We start from the raw sequence: 16592 nt of genomic DNA on the forward strand, positions 1-16592 counted from the left end.
GACGCGTCTGCGGAAGCCGCATCACGGGGCACCCGAATGTGATGCAGGCCTGGTTATTTGCTAGAATATCGCGTTAATCCGCGTGGATTAAGGTGAAACCGAGCGATTCTAACACAATGAAGATGCGTCCAAATTCCGCACTCGCCCTTACGGCTCTGGTCCTAGCCCTCGGCTCGAACCCTTCGGCTCATGCCGCCGATACCCTTTCCCAAGTTCAATCGCTCGTGAACCAGGGGCAACATTCTCAAGCACTCGCAATGGCGGACCGTCTCCTTGCCGCCAACGCCAAGGACCCCCAGACGCGCTTCCTGAAGGGCATCGCGCTGACCGAGTTGAATCGGCCGGACGAAGCGATCAGCGTCTTCCAGAAGCTCACCGAAGACTTCCCGGAGCTCCCAGAACCCTATAACAACCTTGCCGTGCTGTACGCGCAGCAGCGGCAATACGACAAGGCTCGTGCAGCGCTCGAGATGGCGATTCGCACTCATCCGAGCTACGCGACCGCGCACGAGAACCTGGGCGACGTGTATGCCCGCCTCGCTAGCCAAGCCTACGACAAGGCCCTGCAACTGGATTCGGCAAACGCGGGCGCCCAGTCGAAGCTCGCCCTTATTCGCGAGATCACCTCAGGCAAGGGCCAGAGCGCTCCGCGCACGCCCGCCACGACAGCTACCGCATCACGTCCAGCCGCAGCAGCACCCTCCGCATCGCCTTCCGCCCCGGCCTCCCAACCCGCCTCCGCTCCGGTCGCCGCGCCCCCCGCCCCAGCACCAGCCGCTCCGGTCATCGCATCCGCTGCGTCAAACGCCAACCCGGCGGCCGCGTCACCCAACAATCACCCCACCTCGCCGGCACCGGCCGCGCACATTGCGAGCGCGACATCAGCCGCCGAACACGACGCGATCCAGGCAGTCGAAGCATGGGCGAAGGCATGGTCACGGAAGGATGTGAAAGCGTATCTGGGCTTCTACGACAAGGACTTCCGTCCCCCCGGTGGTCAGTCACGCAAGGCATGGGAAAACGAGCGAGAACAGCGCGTCGCGAAACCCGGCAAAATTGCCGTGGAGGTCGAGAAGCCCAAGGCGACTGTCGATGGTGACGTCGCGGTCGTGCGCTTCCGCCAGAACTACGACTCTGTCGGCTTCAATGCCAGCTCGAACAAGACGCTCGAACTCGTCAAACGTAACGGCTCCTGGCGGATTCGCGAGGAGCGCGTCGGAGGATGAAGTGCATGGTTGCCGGACGAAAATTTCTCGTCCGCCTTTTGTTCGCGGTACTGGCGACTGCTCCCGCATTTGCCCGGCCACCGATCGCCCAGCCCCCGGTCGCAGTGCAGCGAGGCATTTCCGACTCCGGTCCGGATGCCTCGCTTGAGTACGTGTTCACGGAGATCGAGGCCAACCGCCTCGACTCGGCGCTTGAGCGAACCGAAGCACTCATTCGTGCCTATCCAAACTTCCGTCTCGCCCATCTGATCAAGGGCGACTTGCTGCTCGCCCGCGCGAAGCCGCTTACCACCTTCGGTAACGCTCCAGCGCCGGCCGAGCGCGTCCGCGATCTTCGCGAGGAAGCCATCGCACGTTTGCAGGCGTACCGGGAACGCCCCACAACGTCCAAATACATTCCGCGCTACCTCCTTCAGATGAGCCCGGACCAGCGCTACGCGATCGTCGTGGACAGCAAGCGGGCGCGGCTCTACGTGTATGCCAACGAAGCAGGGAAGCCTCGCTTCGTCGCGGATTACTACGTGAGCCACGGCAAAGGCGGCGTCGACAAGCGAAACGAAGGCGACAACAAGACCCCGCTCGGGGTCTATCAGGTCACCTCCTTCATCGAGCAAGCAAAGCTCCCCGACCTGTATGGCAGCGGCGCCTTCCCCATCAACTATCCGAACGAGTGGGATCGTCGCCAGGGTCGGACCGGGCACGGCATCTGGCTCCACGGCACTCAGAGCGACACCTATTCGCGGGCGCCGCTGGCCTCGGAAGGCTGCGTGACGATGTCGAACCAGGATTTCCTGAAGATCTCCAATTTCGTGCAGGTGGGCCTGACTCCGGTCATCATCAGCAACGAAATCGAATGGCTTTCGCTCGACGACTGGCAATCGGAACGCAAGAACCTGCAAGAAACCATCGAGCACTGGCGTCGCGATTGGGAAAGCGTCGATGTGGACCGGTATCTGTCGCATTATTCCAAGGACTTCCGCAGCGACCAGCAGGATCTCGCGGCTTGGGCCGCGCAAAAGCGGAACGTGGCCCTGAGCCGCAAGTGGATCAAGGTCAATCTGGACAAGCTCAGCATGTTCCGCAACCCCGGACGCGAAGACATGGTCGTGGTCACCTTTGAACAAGACTATCGAAGCGACGGCATCTCCGATCGCATTCGCAAACGCCAGTACTGGCTGAAGGAAGGCGGCCGCTGGAAGATCGTCTACGAAGGCAAGGCCTGAACTGCCCTCTCCCTTTCTCTCCCTCGCAATGGTCAGAACAATGAAACGCTTCCTCCTTTCGTTTTTTCTCATGGCATGGCTCGCCACCGCTTTCGGCGCCAATCCGGTGGTCGAGATGCGGACCAACCAGGGCTCAATCACGATTGAGCTGTTCGCTGACAAGGCCCCCAAGTCCGTCGCAAACTTTCTGGAGTACGTGCAGAGCGGCCAATACAACGGCACGATCTTCCACCGCGTTATCGATGGCTTCATGATTCAGGGCGGCGGATTCGACGCGGACATGCGGGAAAAGTCGACTCGTGGCCCGATCGAAAACGAGGCTCGCAACGGACTGCGCAACCAGGTCGGCACGCTGGCAATGGCGCGTACCGCCAACCCGCACTCAGCAACCGCGCAATTCTTCATCAACCTCGCGGACAATCAGTTCCTTGACTACCCTTCGCGTGACGGCTGGGGCTATGCCGTCTTCGGTAAGGTGACCAAGGGGCTGGAAGTCGTGCAGAAGATCGGAAAGGTCCCGACTGGTAACTTCAAGGGCTTCCAGGACGTTCCGCAACAACCGGTCACGATTGAATCGGTTCGTGTCATTCAAGGCGATAAAGCCGCCAACACCAAACAGTAAGCCCCAGGAGACAGTTATGGCAGTGAAGCTCCACACCAACTTCGGAATCATCACTCTCGAACTCGATGCCGAAAAGGCGCCGGTGACGGTCCAAAATTTTCTCGATTACGTCAAGGCCGGTCATTACGACAACACGGTGTTTCACCGCGTCATCAACGGATTCATGATCCAGGGCGGCGGCTTCGAGCCTGGCATGAAGCAGAAGCCGACGGGCGAACAGATCAAGAACGAGGCCGATAATGGCCTGAAGAACAAGAAGGGTACGGTCGCGATGGCCCGGACTCAGGCCCCTCACTCGGCGACCGCCCAGTTCTTCATCAACGTCGCTGACAACGATTTCCTCGACTTCCGGTCGCCGGATATCCAGGGTTGGGGTTATTGCGTGTTCGGGCACGTCACCGATGGCATGGATGTGGTGGACGCGATCCGGGCAGTGCGCACCGGCTCGAGCGGCTTTCATCAGGACGTCCCCGTCGAGGACGTGGTGATCCAGCGCGCCGAAGTCGTCTAAGCGATATTCTCAATGGGCCGCCATACTCCGCCTATCTCATGACGGTCCTGTTCATCTCCGACCTTCATCTATCGGAGCAAGAGCCCGGCAACGTCCGGGCTTTTCTATCCTTCCTCGGCTCCACGGGCCCACACGCAGAAGCGCTCTATATCTTGGGCGATCTCTTCGAGTACTGGGCGGGCGACGACGACGAAACGGCCCTCAGCCGCACCGTCGGAACGGCGCTGGCAACGCTCAGTGCGCAGGGGATTCGCATCGGCTTCATCCCCGGCAACCGCGATTTCCTGCTTGGGCCGACCTTCGCTGCGTCGGCGGGAATGGAAATCCTGCCCGATCCGACGAAGATCCGACTGGGCGATCGGGATGTACTCCTCAGCCACGGTGATGCGCTTTGCACCGACGACGCTGCTTACCAGAATTATCGCCAGATGGTGCGCGCCCCCGACTGGCAAATGTCCTTCCTGCAGCGCCCGCTCGCCGAAAGGCGCCAGCTCATCGAACAGTTGCGACAACGCAGTGAGCAGGCGAAGCAGGAAAAGTCCATGGAAATCATGGACGTGAATTCGAAGGCAGTTGAAAGTCTGTTACGCTCAGAAAGCTACCCAGCCCTGATTCACGGCCACACGCACCGTCCTGCGGTCCATATCCACGACGTGGATGGACGCCGATGTGAGCGATGGGTTCTCTCGGACTGGCATTCGGAAGCGACGTACCTCGAGTGGTCGGGGGAGGCGTTCCACCCCCACGTCCCGACCAAGACGACCTGAACGACGGTCGGCGCCGTCTCTCAGCGTCGCCTCTGTATCAGCCTCTTAGCCGTTCAAATCGCGAGCAACAGTAGCAAGCCTTCGGTGATCCGGACCGCGGCGCGGGCCTCGGGCCAAGACCCGTGCCGCGCATGCTAATCCGTCCTTGTGTCGATCAGTTGTCGTGATTCGCCAGAAGGTTAAGGTCGAGTTGCCCGCCGTCGCCGTCGTCCAGGCTGGCCTTGCTTTGACCGCGCTGGTTCTCGACCCCATGGAGGTACTCGGGAGTAATGTCGCCGGTCACATAGCAACCGTCAAAACAGGAGGTCTCGAAGAAGTTGATCGATGGATTCACCGCCCGTACGGCGGCCTTAAGATCGTCCAGATCCTGGTAAATCAGTCCATCCGCGCCAATTTCGCGGCAAATTTCGTCCTCGTCACGCCCCGCTGCAATCAACTCGGAACGGGTCGGCATGTCGATGCCGTAGACGTTCGCGTAGCGAACCGGAGGAGCCGCAGACGCCAAATAAACCTTTTCGGCCCCCGCTTCCCGCGCCATCAACACGATCTCGCGACTGGTTGTGCCGCGGACGATCGAATCGTCGACAAGCAGAACCCGCTTCCCCTTGAACTCCTGCGAGATGGTATTGAGCTTCTGGCGCACCGATTTCCGACGAACAGCCTGTCCGGGCATGATGAAGGTCCGGCCGATGTAGCGGTTCTTCACGAAACCTTCGCGGTACGGCAGATTGAGCTTGTGCGCCATCTCCATCGCTGAAGGACGGCTTGAATCGGGGATAGGGATGACCACGTCGATCCCGGCATGGGGTAGCACTCGCTTCAGTTTGTCGGCGAGGAATTCGCCCATCTTGACCCGCGATTCGTAGACTGAGACGCCGTCGATCACGGAATCCGGCCGAGCCAGATAGACGAACTCGAACATGCATGGGGCTTCCACGGTGCGGTCGGCGCACTGGCGACTGCGGAAATTGCCGTCCGTGTCGATCAGGACTGCCTCACCCGGAGCGACATCCCGGAGCATGCGAAAGCCAAGCACGTCCATCGACACCGACTCGGACGCCACCAACCATTCATGCTTGCCACCGACGTCGTTGCGACCGATCGCCAGGGGTCGAATGCCATAGGGATCACGGAAGGCCAGCAGGCCGTAGCCCGCGATCATCACGACTGCAGCATAGGCGCCGCGACAGCGGCGATGTACGCCCGAGACGGCGCGGAACACGGCGTCGTCGTCGAGCTTGAAACCCTTGGCCGCCGCCTGCAGCTCATGGGCCAACACGTTGAGCAGCACTTCGGAGTCGGAGTTCGTGTTGATGTGCCTCAGGTCCGAAAGGAACATCTCGCGCTTGAGTTCGTCCGAATTCGTCAGGTTGCCGTTGTGCGCGAGCAGCAGCCCGAACGGCGAATTGACGTAGAAGGGCTGAGCCTCCGCCGGGTTGCAGGCCGAACCGGCCGTCGGATAGCGAACGTGCCCGATGCCCCAGTTACCCACAAGATTGCGCATGTTGCGGGTCCTGAACGCATCCCGCACCAGACCGGAGCCCTTGTGCATGTAGAAGCGCCCATCGTCGGACGTAGCGATACCCGCTGCGTCCTGGCCCCGATGCTGGAGGACCAGAAGACCGTCGTAGAGCAACTGATTGACCGGGGAGGTCGCAACAACCCCAATGATTCCGCACATGGAAGGACACCTATCTGAAACGAATCCGAGTGACTACCGCTTCCGGCAACCACGGTTTGGCGGCCACAACCGCCGTCTCCAACGGAGGCGCGAACATCGCATTAGCCCACCAAGGCTCTCGTGCGATCCCGACCAGTCCTCCAAGCAATACAACCGCGCAAGCAACCGCTATACCGCGCGCCACACCGAACAGGGCGCCGAACAACCGATCGGCCGCGCCCAAGCCGACCGCCTTGAGCAATTCACGCAGCAGAAAACGCACGAACGCGGCGAACAGAAGAACCGTCACGAATATCAGCGCAAACGCCGCGATCTGCCGCCAGGCAGGCTCCGCGATGAACCCCGTCAGCAGTCCCGCGGCCTGCGCAGAAAAACGCCACGCCGCCAGTGCCGCGACCACCCATGCCAGCATCGAAATGACCTCGCTGACCAGCCCGCGCCACATGCCTACGGCCGCTGACAACGCGAGGATGGCCAGGAACACGTAGTCGAATACTGTCATCGACGCATCCGCTCGGGCATCAGCGCGGCATCACCGTGCCGCCCATCCCGCTCGCCTTCGCGCGTTGCGCCGCCTTGTCGGCTTCGTCGCGCCCCCTGAAGGGGCCCAGACGCACACGAGTCACCGCACCAACCTTTTCAGTGTAGGCCGCAAAGCCATGCTTCTTCAGATCCGAGGCAATCGATGCCGCCTTTGCAGCATCGGAAAACGCGCCAATTTGGACGACGAACGCATCACCCGTCGCGACGGCTGGAACAGCCGCTGCCGGCGCCTTGCCCTCCAAGATATCCTTGGCTCGCGCTGCCTCTTCATGCGCCGGGGAACGAGCCTGAGTGGCAAGTTTCGGGGCCTCCGGTTTCGGCAGCTCGAGTTTGGCCGCTTCGGTCTTGGAAGGTTCCGGTTTGTGCAATTCCGGCTTCGCTGCCGACTCCGGTTTCACTACCGCAGGTTTGGACGGTGAAGGCTCGATCACCTTCGCGGGGGGAGTCACCGCAGGGGCCGAACGTACAGGCGCTGCTTCGACAGCAGCACGCGGGGCGTCCGAAGGAAGCGGGCCGGGCGGTTGCTCTTCGGGCGCCGGGGCGATTTGGGGCTCGGCAGCGGGAGTCTGACGATTTGCGCTCGGGCGTACTACTCCACTGTCGGAATCACGCTCGGGAATCGACACCTGGATATCCTGCACCGGAATGATCGGTTCCTGATCCATCACCATCGGCAGCACGATCGCGGCCAGCAGCGCCAGCGCAGCCGCGCCGACCAATCTTCGCCGCGATCGCTTCTTGAGTTCGACGTTATCGATTTCGGCCACGCGAAACCTCAGTGACGGGAAGCGCGAATGGCATCGAGAACGTCCGCGACCGTCAGGAATGATCCAAAAACAACGATTCTATCACCCTCCTGGGCACGTTGTTCCGCTTCGGAGAACGCCTCGGCAGGTCGATCGAAGCACCCGATATCGCCCTTCACACCCGCGACCCGCATCCGCTCCGCGAGCGCATCGGCAGCAAGGCCGCGCGATCCGGGCAAGGACGTGACGAGCCAGTGGTCGACACGATCCTGGATCAAACGCATGACGCCTTCGACATCCTTATCTGCGAGCATGCCGACCACCGCCCAGGTTTCCGGGAAGAATCCCATGTTCGACAGGTTTTCGGACAGCACGCCCGCAGCCTGAGGGTTGTGGGCGACATCGAGAACGACCGACGGCTTTCCGGGGAGAACCTGGAACCGTCCGGGGAGTTCGACGAGCATCAACCCTTGACGCACCGCCTGCATCGACACCGGAATCCGGTTGCGCAGGGTTTCCAGGGCCATCATCACGGCCGACGCATTCAGCAGTTGGTTGGCGCCGCGCAAAGCCGGATACGCAAGCCCGCCCCGACGCGTCCCGCTTCGGCTCCACCAGACCCACTGCGTCCGATCACCCGAGAACCCGAAATCCTCGGTGACAAGACGCAAGTCGGCGCGGATCTCCCGCGCGTATGCAACCAGCGACGCAGGCGGCAGCGGGTCGGCACAGATCGCGGGACGCTCGGCTCGAAAGATCCCCGCCTTCTCGAAACCGATCTTCTCGCGCGTATCCCCAAGGTAGTCCATGTGATCCATGGCCACGCCGGTGACAATTGCGCAGTCGGGATCGATCGCATTGACGGCATCGAGCCGTCCGCCAAGTCCGACTTCCAGAATCACGACGTCAAGCGGTTCCCGGCAGAAGCAATGCCATGCGGCAAGAGTACCGTGTTCGAAGTAAGTCAGTGGCACCGCACCACGCGCCGCCTCGACCGCGGTGAAACCGTCGACGAGTCGCTCGTCGCTCACCTCTACGCCGTTGATGCGGACACGTTCGTTGTAGCGCACCAGATGCGGAGATGTATAGCAGCCGACGCGATAACCCGCGGCGAGCAGGATCGCCTCGAGCATCGCGCAGGTCGACCCCTTGCCGTTGGTGCCGCCGACGGTGATCACCACGACATCGCTGCTTGCCTTGAGGGCATCCCGCACTTGCGAGACGCGCTCCAAACCGAGCTGGATGGCTTGCGTATGCCTGCTTTCGAGCAGTTCAAGCCAACCGCCCAATGAATCCGGAAATTCCATGTGGCGTGATGAAACGGTCAAACGCCGATAGCAGGCTGCCGCGTCAACAGCGTGAGAACCTGAGCCAGCTTTGCGCGCATTTCGCGCCGATCGACGATCATGTCGATCGCCCCCTTCTCCAGCAAAAACTCCGATCGCTGGAAGCCCTCAGGCAGCGTTTCGCGCACGGTCTGTTCGATCACGCGCGGCCCGGCGAAGCCAATAAGCGCGCCCGGCTCGGCGATCACTACGTCGCCCATGAATGCGAAACTCGCGGACACACCGCCCATCGTCGGATCGGTGAGAACCGTCAGGAACGGCAGCTTGCGCTGCGTCAGTTGCGTCAGGACCGCGGTCGTCTTCGCCATCTGCATCAGCGAGAACAAGCCTTCCTGCATCCGTGCGCCACCGGTCGCCGTCACGCAGATGAAAGGCAGGCGCTGCTCCAATGCGGCTTTCGCCCCGCGCACGAAGCGTTCGCCGACGACAGAGCCCATCGAGCCGCCGAGAAACTCGAACTCGAAACACGCGACCACCACCGGCACGGTGAGGATCGACCCCTGCATGACGACCATCGCGTCGCCTTCACCCGTGTCGTCGACCGCAGTGGAGAGACGTTCCGTGTAGCGGCGCGAATCCTTGAACTTGAGCGGATCGACCGGAAGCACCTCGTTCCCGATTTCGAAACGCCCCTCGGCATCAAGCAGCAGGTCGAGGCGCGCACGCGCACGCAGGCGTTGGTGGTGGCCGCACTTGGGACAAACGCTCTGGTTGCTTTCGAGATCCGAACGATACAGGACCGCCTCACACGCGGGACATTTGCTCCAAAGTCCCTCCGGAATTGACTTCCGTACCGCCGACTCAGCCCGCTTGATCTTGGGCGGCAGAAGTTTTTGAAGCCAGCTCATCGCGGCGCTCCCTGAATCTGATCGAGTGCAGAACGGATACCGCTCACAAAAGAGCGTACGTTTGCGACGGCCTGGTCACGAGGACTCTTTTCGATTTCTTCGATAATGCGACTGCCGATGACAACGGCATCCGCCACCTCACCGATGCGGCGAGCCGATTCGGCATCACGAATCCCGAACCCGACGCCCACCGGCATCCCTACCCGGGCGCGAATGTGCGGCAGGCGCGCCGCGACCTCGTCAAAGTCGAGCGCCGCCGAGCCCGTAACTCCCTTCAGCGAGACGTAGTAGATGTACCCGCTGCCGGCGCGAGCAACATCGTCGAAACGCTGCTCGGTCGAGGTCGGCGCCAACAGGAAGATCGGATCGAGTCCCACCTTGCGAGCAGCGGCGGAGAACGCTTCACACTCTTGCGGCGGATAGTCGACGACGAGAACCCCATCGACTCCGGCGTCACTGGCCGCCTGGACGAAACGTTCGACGCCCATCGCCTCGATCGGATTGGCGTAACCCATCAAGACGACCGGAGTTTCCTGGTCGCCCCCCCTGAAAGCCTGGACGATCTCGAGCACCTTGCGCAGGGTCATCCCGTTCGCCAAGGCACGCTCGGAAGCGCGCTGGATGGTTGGGCCATCGGCCATAGGATCCGAAAACGGCACCCCAAGCTCGATGATGTCCGCGCCCCCTTCGACGAGTGCCTGCATCAGAGGCAGGGTCAAATCGGGAGCCGGATCTCCGGCGGTGATGAACGGAATCAGCGCCCGCCGCCCGTTGGCCTGCAGACGCTGAAATACTGACTGGATTCTTGACATAGGGATTTCGCACAGACGCGGGCCTCAGCGGCCCGCGGAAGTCAGAACTGGATGCCGGAACGCTCGGCGACCGTATGCATGTCCTTGTCGCCGCGACCGGACAGATTGACCAGCAGAACCTTGTCGCGCGGCAAGGTCGGCGCAAGCTTTGCCGCATAAGCCAACGCATGGGACGACTCCAGGGCCGGGATGATGCCTTCCAGGCGGCAGAGATCGTGGAATGCCTTGAGTGCTTCGGCGTCGGTCACCCCAACGTATTCGGCACGCTCGCTGTCCTTCAGCCACGCGTGCTCGGGGCCCACGCCCGGATAGTCGAGCCCGGCGGAAATCGAATGTGTCTCGATGATCTGGCCGTCGCTGTCCTGCAGTAGATAGGTGCGGTTGCCGTGAAGCACGCCCGGCCGACCAGCAGTCAGACTGGCCGCATGATGACCGGTTTCGACGCCTTCGCCGGCCGCCTCCACGCCAACAAGACGCACGCCGGAAATGTCGATATAGGGATAGAAGATCCCCATGGCGTTCGAACCGCCACCGACGCACGCAATCACATAATCCGGTTGGCGCCCGACCATCTCAGGCATTTGCGTGAGGCACTCGGTCCCGATCACGGCCTGAAAATCACGCACCATCATCGGGTACGGGTGGGGGCCGGCAACAGTTCCGATGATGTAGAAGGTGTCGTGGATGTTCGTCACCCAATCGCGCATCGCTTCATTGAGCGCGTCCTTCAGCGTCTTGGAGCCCGACTCGACCGGAACCACACGTGCGCCGAGCAGCTTCATCCGATAGACGTTGGCGGCTTGACGCTTGATGTCCTCGGCGCCCATGTAGACGACGCATTCCATGCCGTAGCGGGCGGCCACGGTCGCGGTCGCGACCCCATGCTGCCCGGCTCCGGTCTCGGCAATCACGCGCGGCTTGCCCATATAGCGAGCAACCAGCGCCTGGCCGATGCAGTTGTTTACCTTGTGCGCGCCGGTATGGTTCAGATCCTCGCGCTTCAAGTAGATCTGCGCGCCGCCCAGCAGTTCAGACCAACGGCGTGCGTGATAGATGGGGCTCGGACGACCGACATAGTGTTTGAGCTCGTATTCGAACTCCGCCATGAATGCCGGATTCTGCCGGCACGTGTCGTACGCAGCCTTGAGTTCCTCAAGCGCGGGGATCAGCGTTTCTGCGACAAACACCCCGCCATAAGGACCGAAATGACCGCTCGAGTCGGGAAACTGGTAAGGCTTGTCAGCCATCTGCATGTCGAACTCCAGCGATGAATGCGGCGATCAGCGCCGCATCCTTGATGCCCTTGCCCGATTCCACACCGCTGGATACGTCGACCGCCCAAGGCCTGACACGGCGCACTGCCTCGCCGACGTTGTCGGGATCGAGACCGCCGGACAGGATTAGACGCTTACCGAAATCAGCGGGAATCAGGGACCAATCGAATACCTTGCCCCCGCCGCCGTAGCCCTCGACGAACGCGTCGAGAATAAGACCAGCCGCCGATGGGTAGCAAGCCGAGAATTCTACCAGATCGACCCCCGGACGTACGCGCGCCGCCTTGATCCACGGTCGGCCATAGCGGGCGCAGTCCGCCTCCCCCTCGTCCCCGTGAAACTGCAGTAACTGAAGAGGCACATGCCGGAGTGCATCTTCAACGAACGTGCGTCGCGGATTCACGAAAAGCCCGACCGTCGTGACGAACGGCGGAATCGCCGCCGCGAGCTCGGCAGCACGCTCGAACGAGACAAAGCGCGGACTCGGCGGATAGAACACCAGCCCGATCGCGTCAGCGCCGGCCTCGACCGCCGCGACAGCATCGTCGACGCGAGTCAGGCCGCAGATCTTTACTCGGGTTCTCGTCACTCAAGAAAGTGGGATACGCGGGACCGAGATGATACGCCCTTCATTGGGCAGGGGCCAGTGCGGCAAATATTCGACGCCGCACAGATACAAGCCGTCTGCCGGAAAGGTCGGCGCAGCGTGGCTCCGGTCCCGCGCATGCAGCAGCTCTTCGATCCAGCCGGGAGGATAAGTGCCCTTCCCGATGTAGACGAGGGCACCGACAAGGTTCCTAACCATGTGATGCAAAAACGCATTGGCCCAGAAATCGAAAATCAGGTATTCGCCCTGTCGATGAACACGCGCTTCATGCATCAGCTTGAGCGGTGATTTGGCCTGGCATCCAGCAGCGCGGAACGAGGAGAAGTCGTGCAGGCCTACTAGTCGCGCCGCGGCGTCGCTCATTACATGCTCATCGAGCGGTACATGAAACCAGCCGACTCGACCAGAAAGGATGGCCGGCCTAACAGGCGCATTGTGAAGGAAGTACCGGTAGCGGCGGGACACAGCACTGAAACGCGCATGAAAGGTCTCGCTCACCTCCGCCGCCCAGCGGACCGCGACGCTTGGCGGCAGCTTGTTGTTCACGCCGCGCACCCATGCCCCGAGGGGCCGCACGACCGACACGTCGAAATGCGCGACCTGCGCCGTCGCATGAACGCCCGCATCAGTGCGTCCGGCGCAGTGCAGGCGCACCGGGTACCCAGCTATGCCGGCCAAAGCCGCTTCCAGGTAATCCTGGACCGTCACCGCGTTAGCCTGGCTTTGCCAACCTCGAAAGGCATCCCCGGCATACTCGACTCCCAGCGCGATCCTCATGCCCGGAGCTCCAGCAAGGCAAGGAGGGTCAGGCCGACAAGTACCGCAATCGTCAATTGGCCGTAGCCGAGCGGTTCCCGAACGATCGAGATCGGAGTCGCGTCCTTGTGATGCACCGGCACAATGTCATCTTCAAGCCACGAACGCCAGCCTCCCGAAGGGGTTGCCTCGACGTAGCTCAGCACCAGCATGAGGCGGACAGCAAGTCGATCGGCCGGAAGACCGATCCGCTCGAAGGGATGAAACAGGGCATACAGACCTCCGACCAACCGTGGCACGGAGAGATGCTCAAGCAGCCCCGCGACACACAACACGACGCCGACCAGACGACCGAGGTGCTCAGCCGCCAAGGCAAGCCCTTCGCGGGTAGGGCTGAGGCCTGGAAGGGCGGGCCACAGCGACTCGCCGGGACTGAACCAGGCAAAGAAGATGGCAACTGCAAGCATCAGGAAGCGGGTTCTCCGCAACAGCCGAAAGCTACGTTCCTTCACGAAACGTAGCGCGATAAGAACCCCGACAACAACGGACACAAACAGCCAGGTCGGCGGAACAAACTGCAGGGTCGCAACGCCTGCCATCCAAAAAGCGATCAGTAAACCTGCATGCATCAAAACAATGGCCGTCCGGCTGCCCGGACGGCCTTCCAACTCGTTAGTTACGCAGAACGCGGAACGGATTCAGCCGAGACGGCCGAGCAATTCTGCCGCAGCCTGCCGCTGCTCGGCAGATCCTTCGCGCTGGACTTCTTCGAGCAGTTCGCGTGCGCCCTCGCTATCACCCATTTCCTCATAGGCTCGCGCCAACTCGAGCTTGGTATTGACCTCCTCGAGCACGTCGGCGGGAATCCCTTCGTCGCCGGATAAAGGCCCCACACCCCCCGTGGCCAACGCAATCTCCTCAAACTCCGGGGAAGCAATCGTCTCCGACTGCGCAATCGCTTCCGTCGGCGTTCCAAGCTCAAGATCGATACTTGAAAGATCGATGCCGGAGTTCGCCGCGACCCCGCTCACGGGCGCGGCTTCACCAGCATCTTCGAGATTGAAGTCAAAATCCAGCAAGCTGCTGTCGAAGGTGGTCTTTTCGAGATCGACAGGCTCTGGCGCCGAGGTTGGCTCTTCCTCTGTGCCGACGACGGTTGCATCGAGGTTGAATTCTGCGGCTTGTTCCTTGTCGGCCGCGGCTGCCGGCGTCTCGACACCTAGATCGAACTCGAGCCCCTGGTCGGCCGCGGCAAATTCGATGCCCTCACCAATTACCGTTTCGTTGAGCTGAGCGCTTTCCACTTCCAGTTCCGGCTCCCTCACGTCGACCGGCGTGTCGGCGGACGCTGCCGCAATATCCAAGTCGATCTCGAGTTCGCCAGCATTCAACTCCGGCACTTCTATGGACGGCGACGACTGAGCGTCGAACCCCAAACCCGCGTCCAGATCGAAATCGAGCGCATTGGAGTCGATCTCGGGCAGCGCTTCGAGTTCCACCTCCTCCACGGCAGCTGGCTGGGAAGGTTCCGTGGTCGGCAGGAAGGGCGCCTCGTCCGCTCGTTGCGTCGTAGCATCGAACGAGGGACCGCCGAAGTCCATCGCGGGCGTCTCCGCCGCAGCCGAAGCGGCTCCCGCGAGCGCCCCGGCGGCGGTACCGCTCAGCGCGCCGGCGCCGGCCCGACCTACCAGAGTGGAACCTCGATACAGCGGATTGTCCGGGTCGATTCGGCGCCCCATCTCCGCCGCCTTGCCCCATTCCGGACCTTCGCCGCCAGTACGACCATAGAGGTCGGTCGCTGTCGTCTCGAATGCCTTGGCATTGTTGCGTTGGGCATAGATTTCCAGCAGTTTCACGTAGATCGCCAGGCGCGCCCCGTCGGATTTCAAGGCGTCAAGCAAGATCTCTTCTGCCTGCGCATCCCGGCCGTAAGCCATATAGACGTCGGCTTCTGCAACTGGATCGACACCTTCGTCCGTGTCGATCGCTGAAAGGCCGGACTGGCTGAAGTCGGTGTGAAGGACGCTGCTTTCACCGGTGTTGACGCTCTGCCCCCCCGTCTTGCCAAAAACCGAATTGGTTTCGACCGGGAATTCGCTCGTCGCCCCGGCGGCAGGAGACACCGCCCCGCTTTGCTGGCGCCGCTGACGGACCTTTAGGCCGGCATACGCGAGGAGCAGTGCGAGCACGCCACCTCCACCGGCCAGCATCGTCGGGTTGTCCAGCAAACTCTGTAGGAAAGTCGGCTCTTCTGTCGTTACAGGAGGCGCTGCAGGAACCGGGGGTTTCGGTATGGGCTTCGCTACCTCTGCGGAAGGCGCTGCCGGCGCGGGGGCGGGAGCAGGCAGAGCCGCTTCCGCAGGCTTTTCAGGCGCAGGCGGAGGCGCACTCGGCGCTGCGGGCGGTGTGGCGGCGCCCGCCCCCTGCTGCATCTGTGCAAGCCCTTGATTGCGCAGTTCGATCAACTGCTGCATCTTGCGAATGCTGTCCTCGAGTGCCACGAGACGGCTGTTCGCCTCGTCAAGGGCCTTTCCTCGTGCAGTCACCTCTTCTTCAAGCGCCTGAAGGCGCGCCAAGCGCGCATCCTCCACGTTGCCCTTTGACGGAGCGGAGGATCCGGCCCCGCCCGACACTTTGACCTGGTCACCGGAAGTCGAACGTGCCGGCTCACTCACCTTGGGGACGATAGAACCCGCGTCGCCTCGGGACGGAGCCTGTTCCGCGGCGGCCGGCCGCGACGCGACCGTCGACGCCAATGTACGACGATAAGACTGGAAATCGGCCGATTGCGTCAGCACTTCGCGGCGAGCCTGGACTGGGTCGATGGCCCGAACTTCTGTCTCGGGCGGCACGTTAATAATCGCGCCGGCCCGCAGTCGATTGACGTTGCCATCGTCGAACGCGTCGGGATTCGCACGGAATAACGCTACCAGCATCTGCTCGAGACTAGTCCCGGATGGTCGGTTCGATTCCGCGATGCGTCGCAGGGTGTCGCCACGTTGGACGCGATAGCGATCGGCACCCGAAGTTTCACGGTTTTCGGCCGAGCTCACGGGCACCGCTGCGCGCGCGCTACTGGACGCGGCTGCCGGACGGGGAGCAACTGGAGCCGGCACCTGCGCGGCAACCGGCACCGGATCGAGCAGGAAGGTGTATTCCCGCACCATCCGGCCTGCTGACCAGTTCAATTCGAGCAGCAACTCGACGAAGGGCTCGCTGAAAGGCCGATCACTCGAAATCTTGACAACCGATCGAGCGCCCCGGCGCTCCACCGCGAAGCGCAGCGAGGCGATTGCCGGGGAGTACTGCAGACTCGCCTGTTTGAACGCATCGGCCGGCGCCACGTTCGCCGACATCGACTGCAACTCCTCCGCCGTAGCATTCAACTCGATTTCGGCCCGGAGCGGCTGCCCGATACCGCTGAAAACATGGATCGAACCGAGTCCGGCGGCATGACTGCCAAAGGGGAGCATTGCGATCGCGGTCGCGATCAGTGAGGCCTTGATCGATGTTTTCATGGTTGTCATATCATCCGCACCCTAGCATGGGCAGCAAACTGCGTGGATTTTGGACGTGGCGGATCGGTCCGTGCAAACGGCATGCCGGGCAATCTAGCATTTTGTTTAAATT

16 protein-coding genes are annotated in these 16592 nt (G+C 62.0%); 5 read left to right on the forward strand and 11 right to left on the reverse strand.

The window, feature by feature from the left end:
• Nucleotides 1–92: 92 nt before the first annotated feature.
• From VJ673_RS18145 to VJ673_RS18165, 5 genes are read left to right on the forward strand one after another with little or no spacing between them, the layout of a single operon-like run.
• The gene (locus VJ673_RS18145; RefSeq protein ID WP_324127570.1) at nt 93–1226 is read left to right on the forward strand and encodes a nuclear transport factor 2 family protein; all 1134 of its coding nucleotides are present in this window, start codon (nt 93–95) and stop codon (nt 1224–1226) included.
• 5 nt (nt 1227–1231) lie between these two features.
• On the forward strand, nt 1232–2449 hold the full coding sequence (locus VJ673_RS18150; RefSeq protein WP_324127571.1) for a L,D-transpeptidase family protein: 1218 nt from the start codon (nt 1232–1234) through the stop codon (nt 2447–2449).
• Between the two features lie 40 nt (nt 2450–2489).
• The gene (locus VJ673_RS18155; protein WP_324127572.1) at nt 2490–3071 is read left to right on the forward strand and encodes a peptidylprolyl isomerase; all 582 of its coding nucleotides are present in this window, start codon (nt 2490–2492) and stop codon (nt 3069–3071) included.
• Between the two features lie 16 nt (nt 3072–3087).
• Nucleotides 3088–3582, forward strand: coding sequence for a peptidylprolyl isomerase (locus VJ673_RS18160; RefSeq protein WP_324127573.1), 495 nt, complete (start codon nt 3088–3090; stop codon nt 3580–3582).
• Nucleotides 3583–3620: 38 nt separating this feature from the next.
• Complete coding sequence (locus VJ673_RS18165) at nt 3621–4349, forward strand: UDP-2,3-diacylglucosamine diphosphatase (RefSeq protein WP_324127574.1); 729 nt, start codon at nt 3621–3623, stop codon at nt 4347–4349.
• A 154-nt stretch (nt 4350–4503) separates the two neighbouring features.
• Here the strand turns inward: VJ673_RS18165 and purF are convergent, their stop codons facing one another.
• From purF to VJ673_RS18220, 11 genes are all read right to left on the reverse strand, one after another.
• Nucleotides 4504–6030 (reverse strand): amidophosphoribosyltransferase, encoded by a 1527-nt coding sequence (gene purF, locus VJ673_RS18170; RefSeq protein WP_324127575.1) that lies wholly within the window; start codon nt 6028–6030, stop codon nt 4504–4506.
• Between the two features lie 10 nt (nt 6031–6040).
• The gene (locus VJ673_RS18175) at nt 6041–6532 is read right to left on the reverse strand and encodes a CvpA family protein (protein ID WP_324127576.1); all 492 of its coding nucleotides are present in this window, start codon (nt 6530–6532) and stop codon (nt 6041–6043) included.
• A 19-nt stretch (nt 6533–6551) separates the two neighbouring features.
• Nucleotides 6552–7340: an SPOR domain-containing protein gene (locus tag VJ673_RS18180; RefSeq protein WP_324127577.1), complete on the reverse strand. Its 789-nt coding sequence runs from the start codon at nt 7338–7340 to the stop codon at nt 6552–6554.
• A gap of 8 nt (nt 7341–7348) precedes the next feature.
• Nucleotides 7349–8626, reverse strand: a complete 1278-nt coding sequence (gene folC / locus VJ673_RS18185; RefSeq protein ID WP_324127578.1) for a bifunctional tetrahydrofolate synthase/dihydrofolate synthase — start codon at nt 8624–8626, stop codon at nt 7349–7351.
• A 17-nt stretch (nt 8627–8643) separates the two neighbouring features.
• On the reverse strand, nt 8644–9513 hold the full coding sequence (gene accD / locus VJ673_RS18190) for an acetyl-CoA carboxylase, carboxyltransferase subunit beta (RefSeq protein WP_324127579.1): 870 nt from the start codon (nt 9511–9513) through the stop codon (nt 8644–8646).
• On the reverse strand, nt 9510–10325 hold the full coding sequence (trpA, locus tag VJ673_RS18195; RefSeq protein WP_324127581.1) for a tryptophan synthase subunit alpha: 816 nt from the start codon (nt 10323–10325) through the stop codon (nt 9510–9512). The genes accD and trpA overlap by 4 nt, the downstream gene beginning before the upstream one ends.
• 41 nt (nt 10326–10366) lie before the next feature.
• Nucleotides 10367–11578: a tryptophan synthase subunit beta gene (gene trpB / locus VJ673_RS18200; protein ID WP_324127582.1), complete on the reverse strand. Its 1212-nt coding sequence runs from the start codon at nt 11576–11578 to the stop codon at nt 10367–10369.
• On the reverse strand, nt 11565–12188 hold the full coding sequence (locus VJ673_RS18205; RefSeq protein ID WP_324127583.1) for a phosphoribosylanthranilate isomerase: 624 nt from the start codon (nt 12186–12188) through the stop codon (nt 11565–11567). The genes trpB and VJ673_RS18205 overlap by 14 nt, the downstream gene beginning before the upstream one ends.
• Nucleotides 12189–12983, reverse strand: coding sequence for a tRNA pseudouridine(38-40) synthase TruA (gene truA, locus VJ673_RS18210; protein ID WP_324127584.1), 795 nt, complete (start codon nt 12981–12983; stop codon nt 12189–12191). It lies immediately after the preceding gene.
• The gene (locus tag VJ673_RS18215; RefSeq protein WP_324127585.1) at nt 12980–13591 is read right to left on the reverse strand and encodes a CbiQ family ECF transporter T component; all 612 of its coding nucleotides are present in this window, start codon (nt 13589–13591) and stop codon (nt 12980–12982) included. Before VJ673_RS18215 ends, truA begins: the two co-directional genes overlap by 4 nt.
• Nucleotides 13592–13660: 69 nt before the next feature.
• Nucleotides 13661–16489, reverse strand: a complete 2829-nt coding sequence (locus VJ673_RS18220; RefSeq protein ID WP_324127586.1) for a motility hub landmark protein FimV — start codon at nt 16487–16489, stop codon at nt 13661–13663.
• Nucleotides 16490–16592 lie beyond the last annotated feature (103 nt).

This window comes from Aromatoleum sp. (assembly GCF_035254505.1).
Lineage (GTDB): Bacteria > Pseudomonadota > Gammaproteobacteria > Burkholderiales > Rhodocyclaceae > Aromatoleum.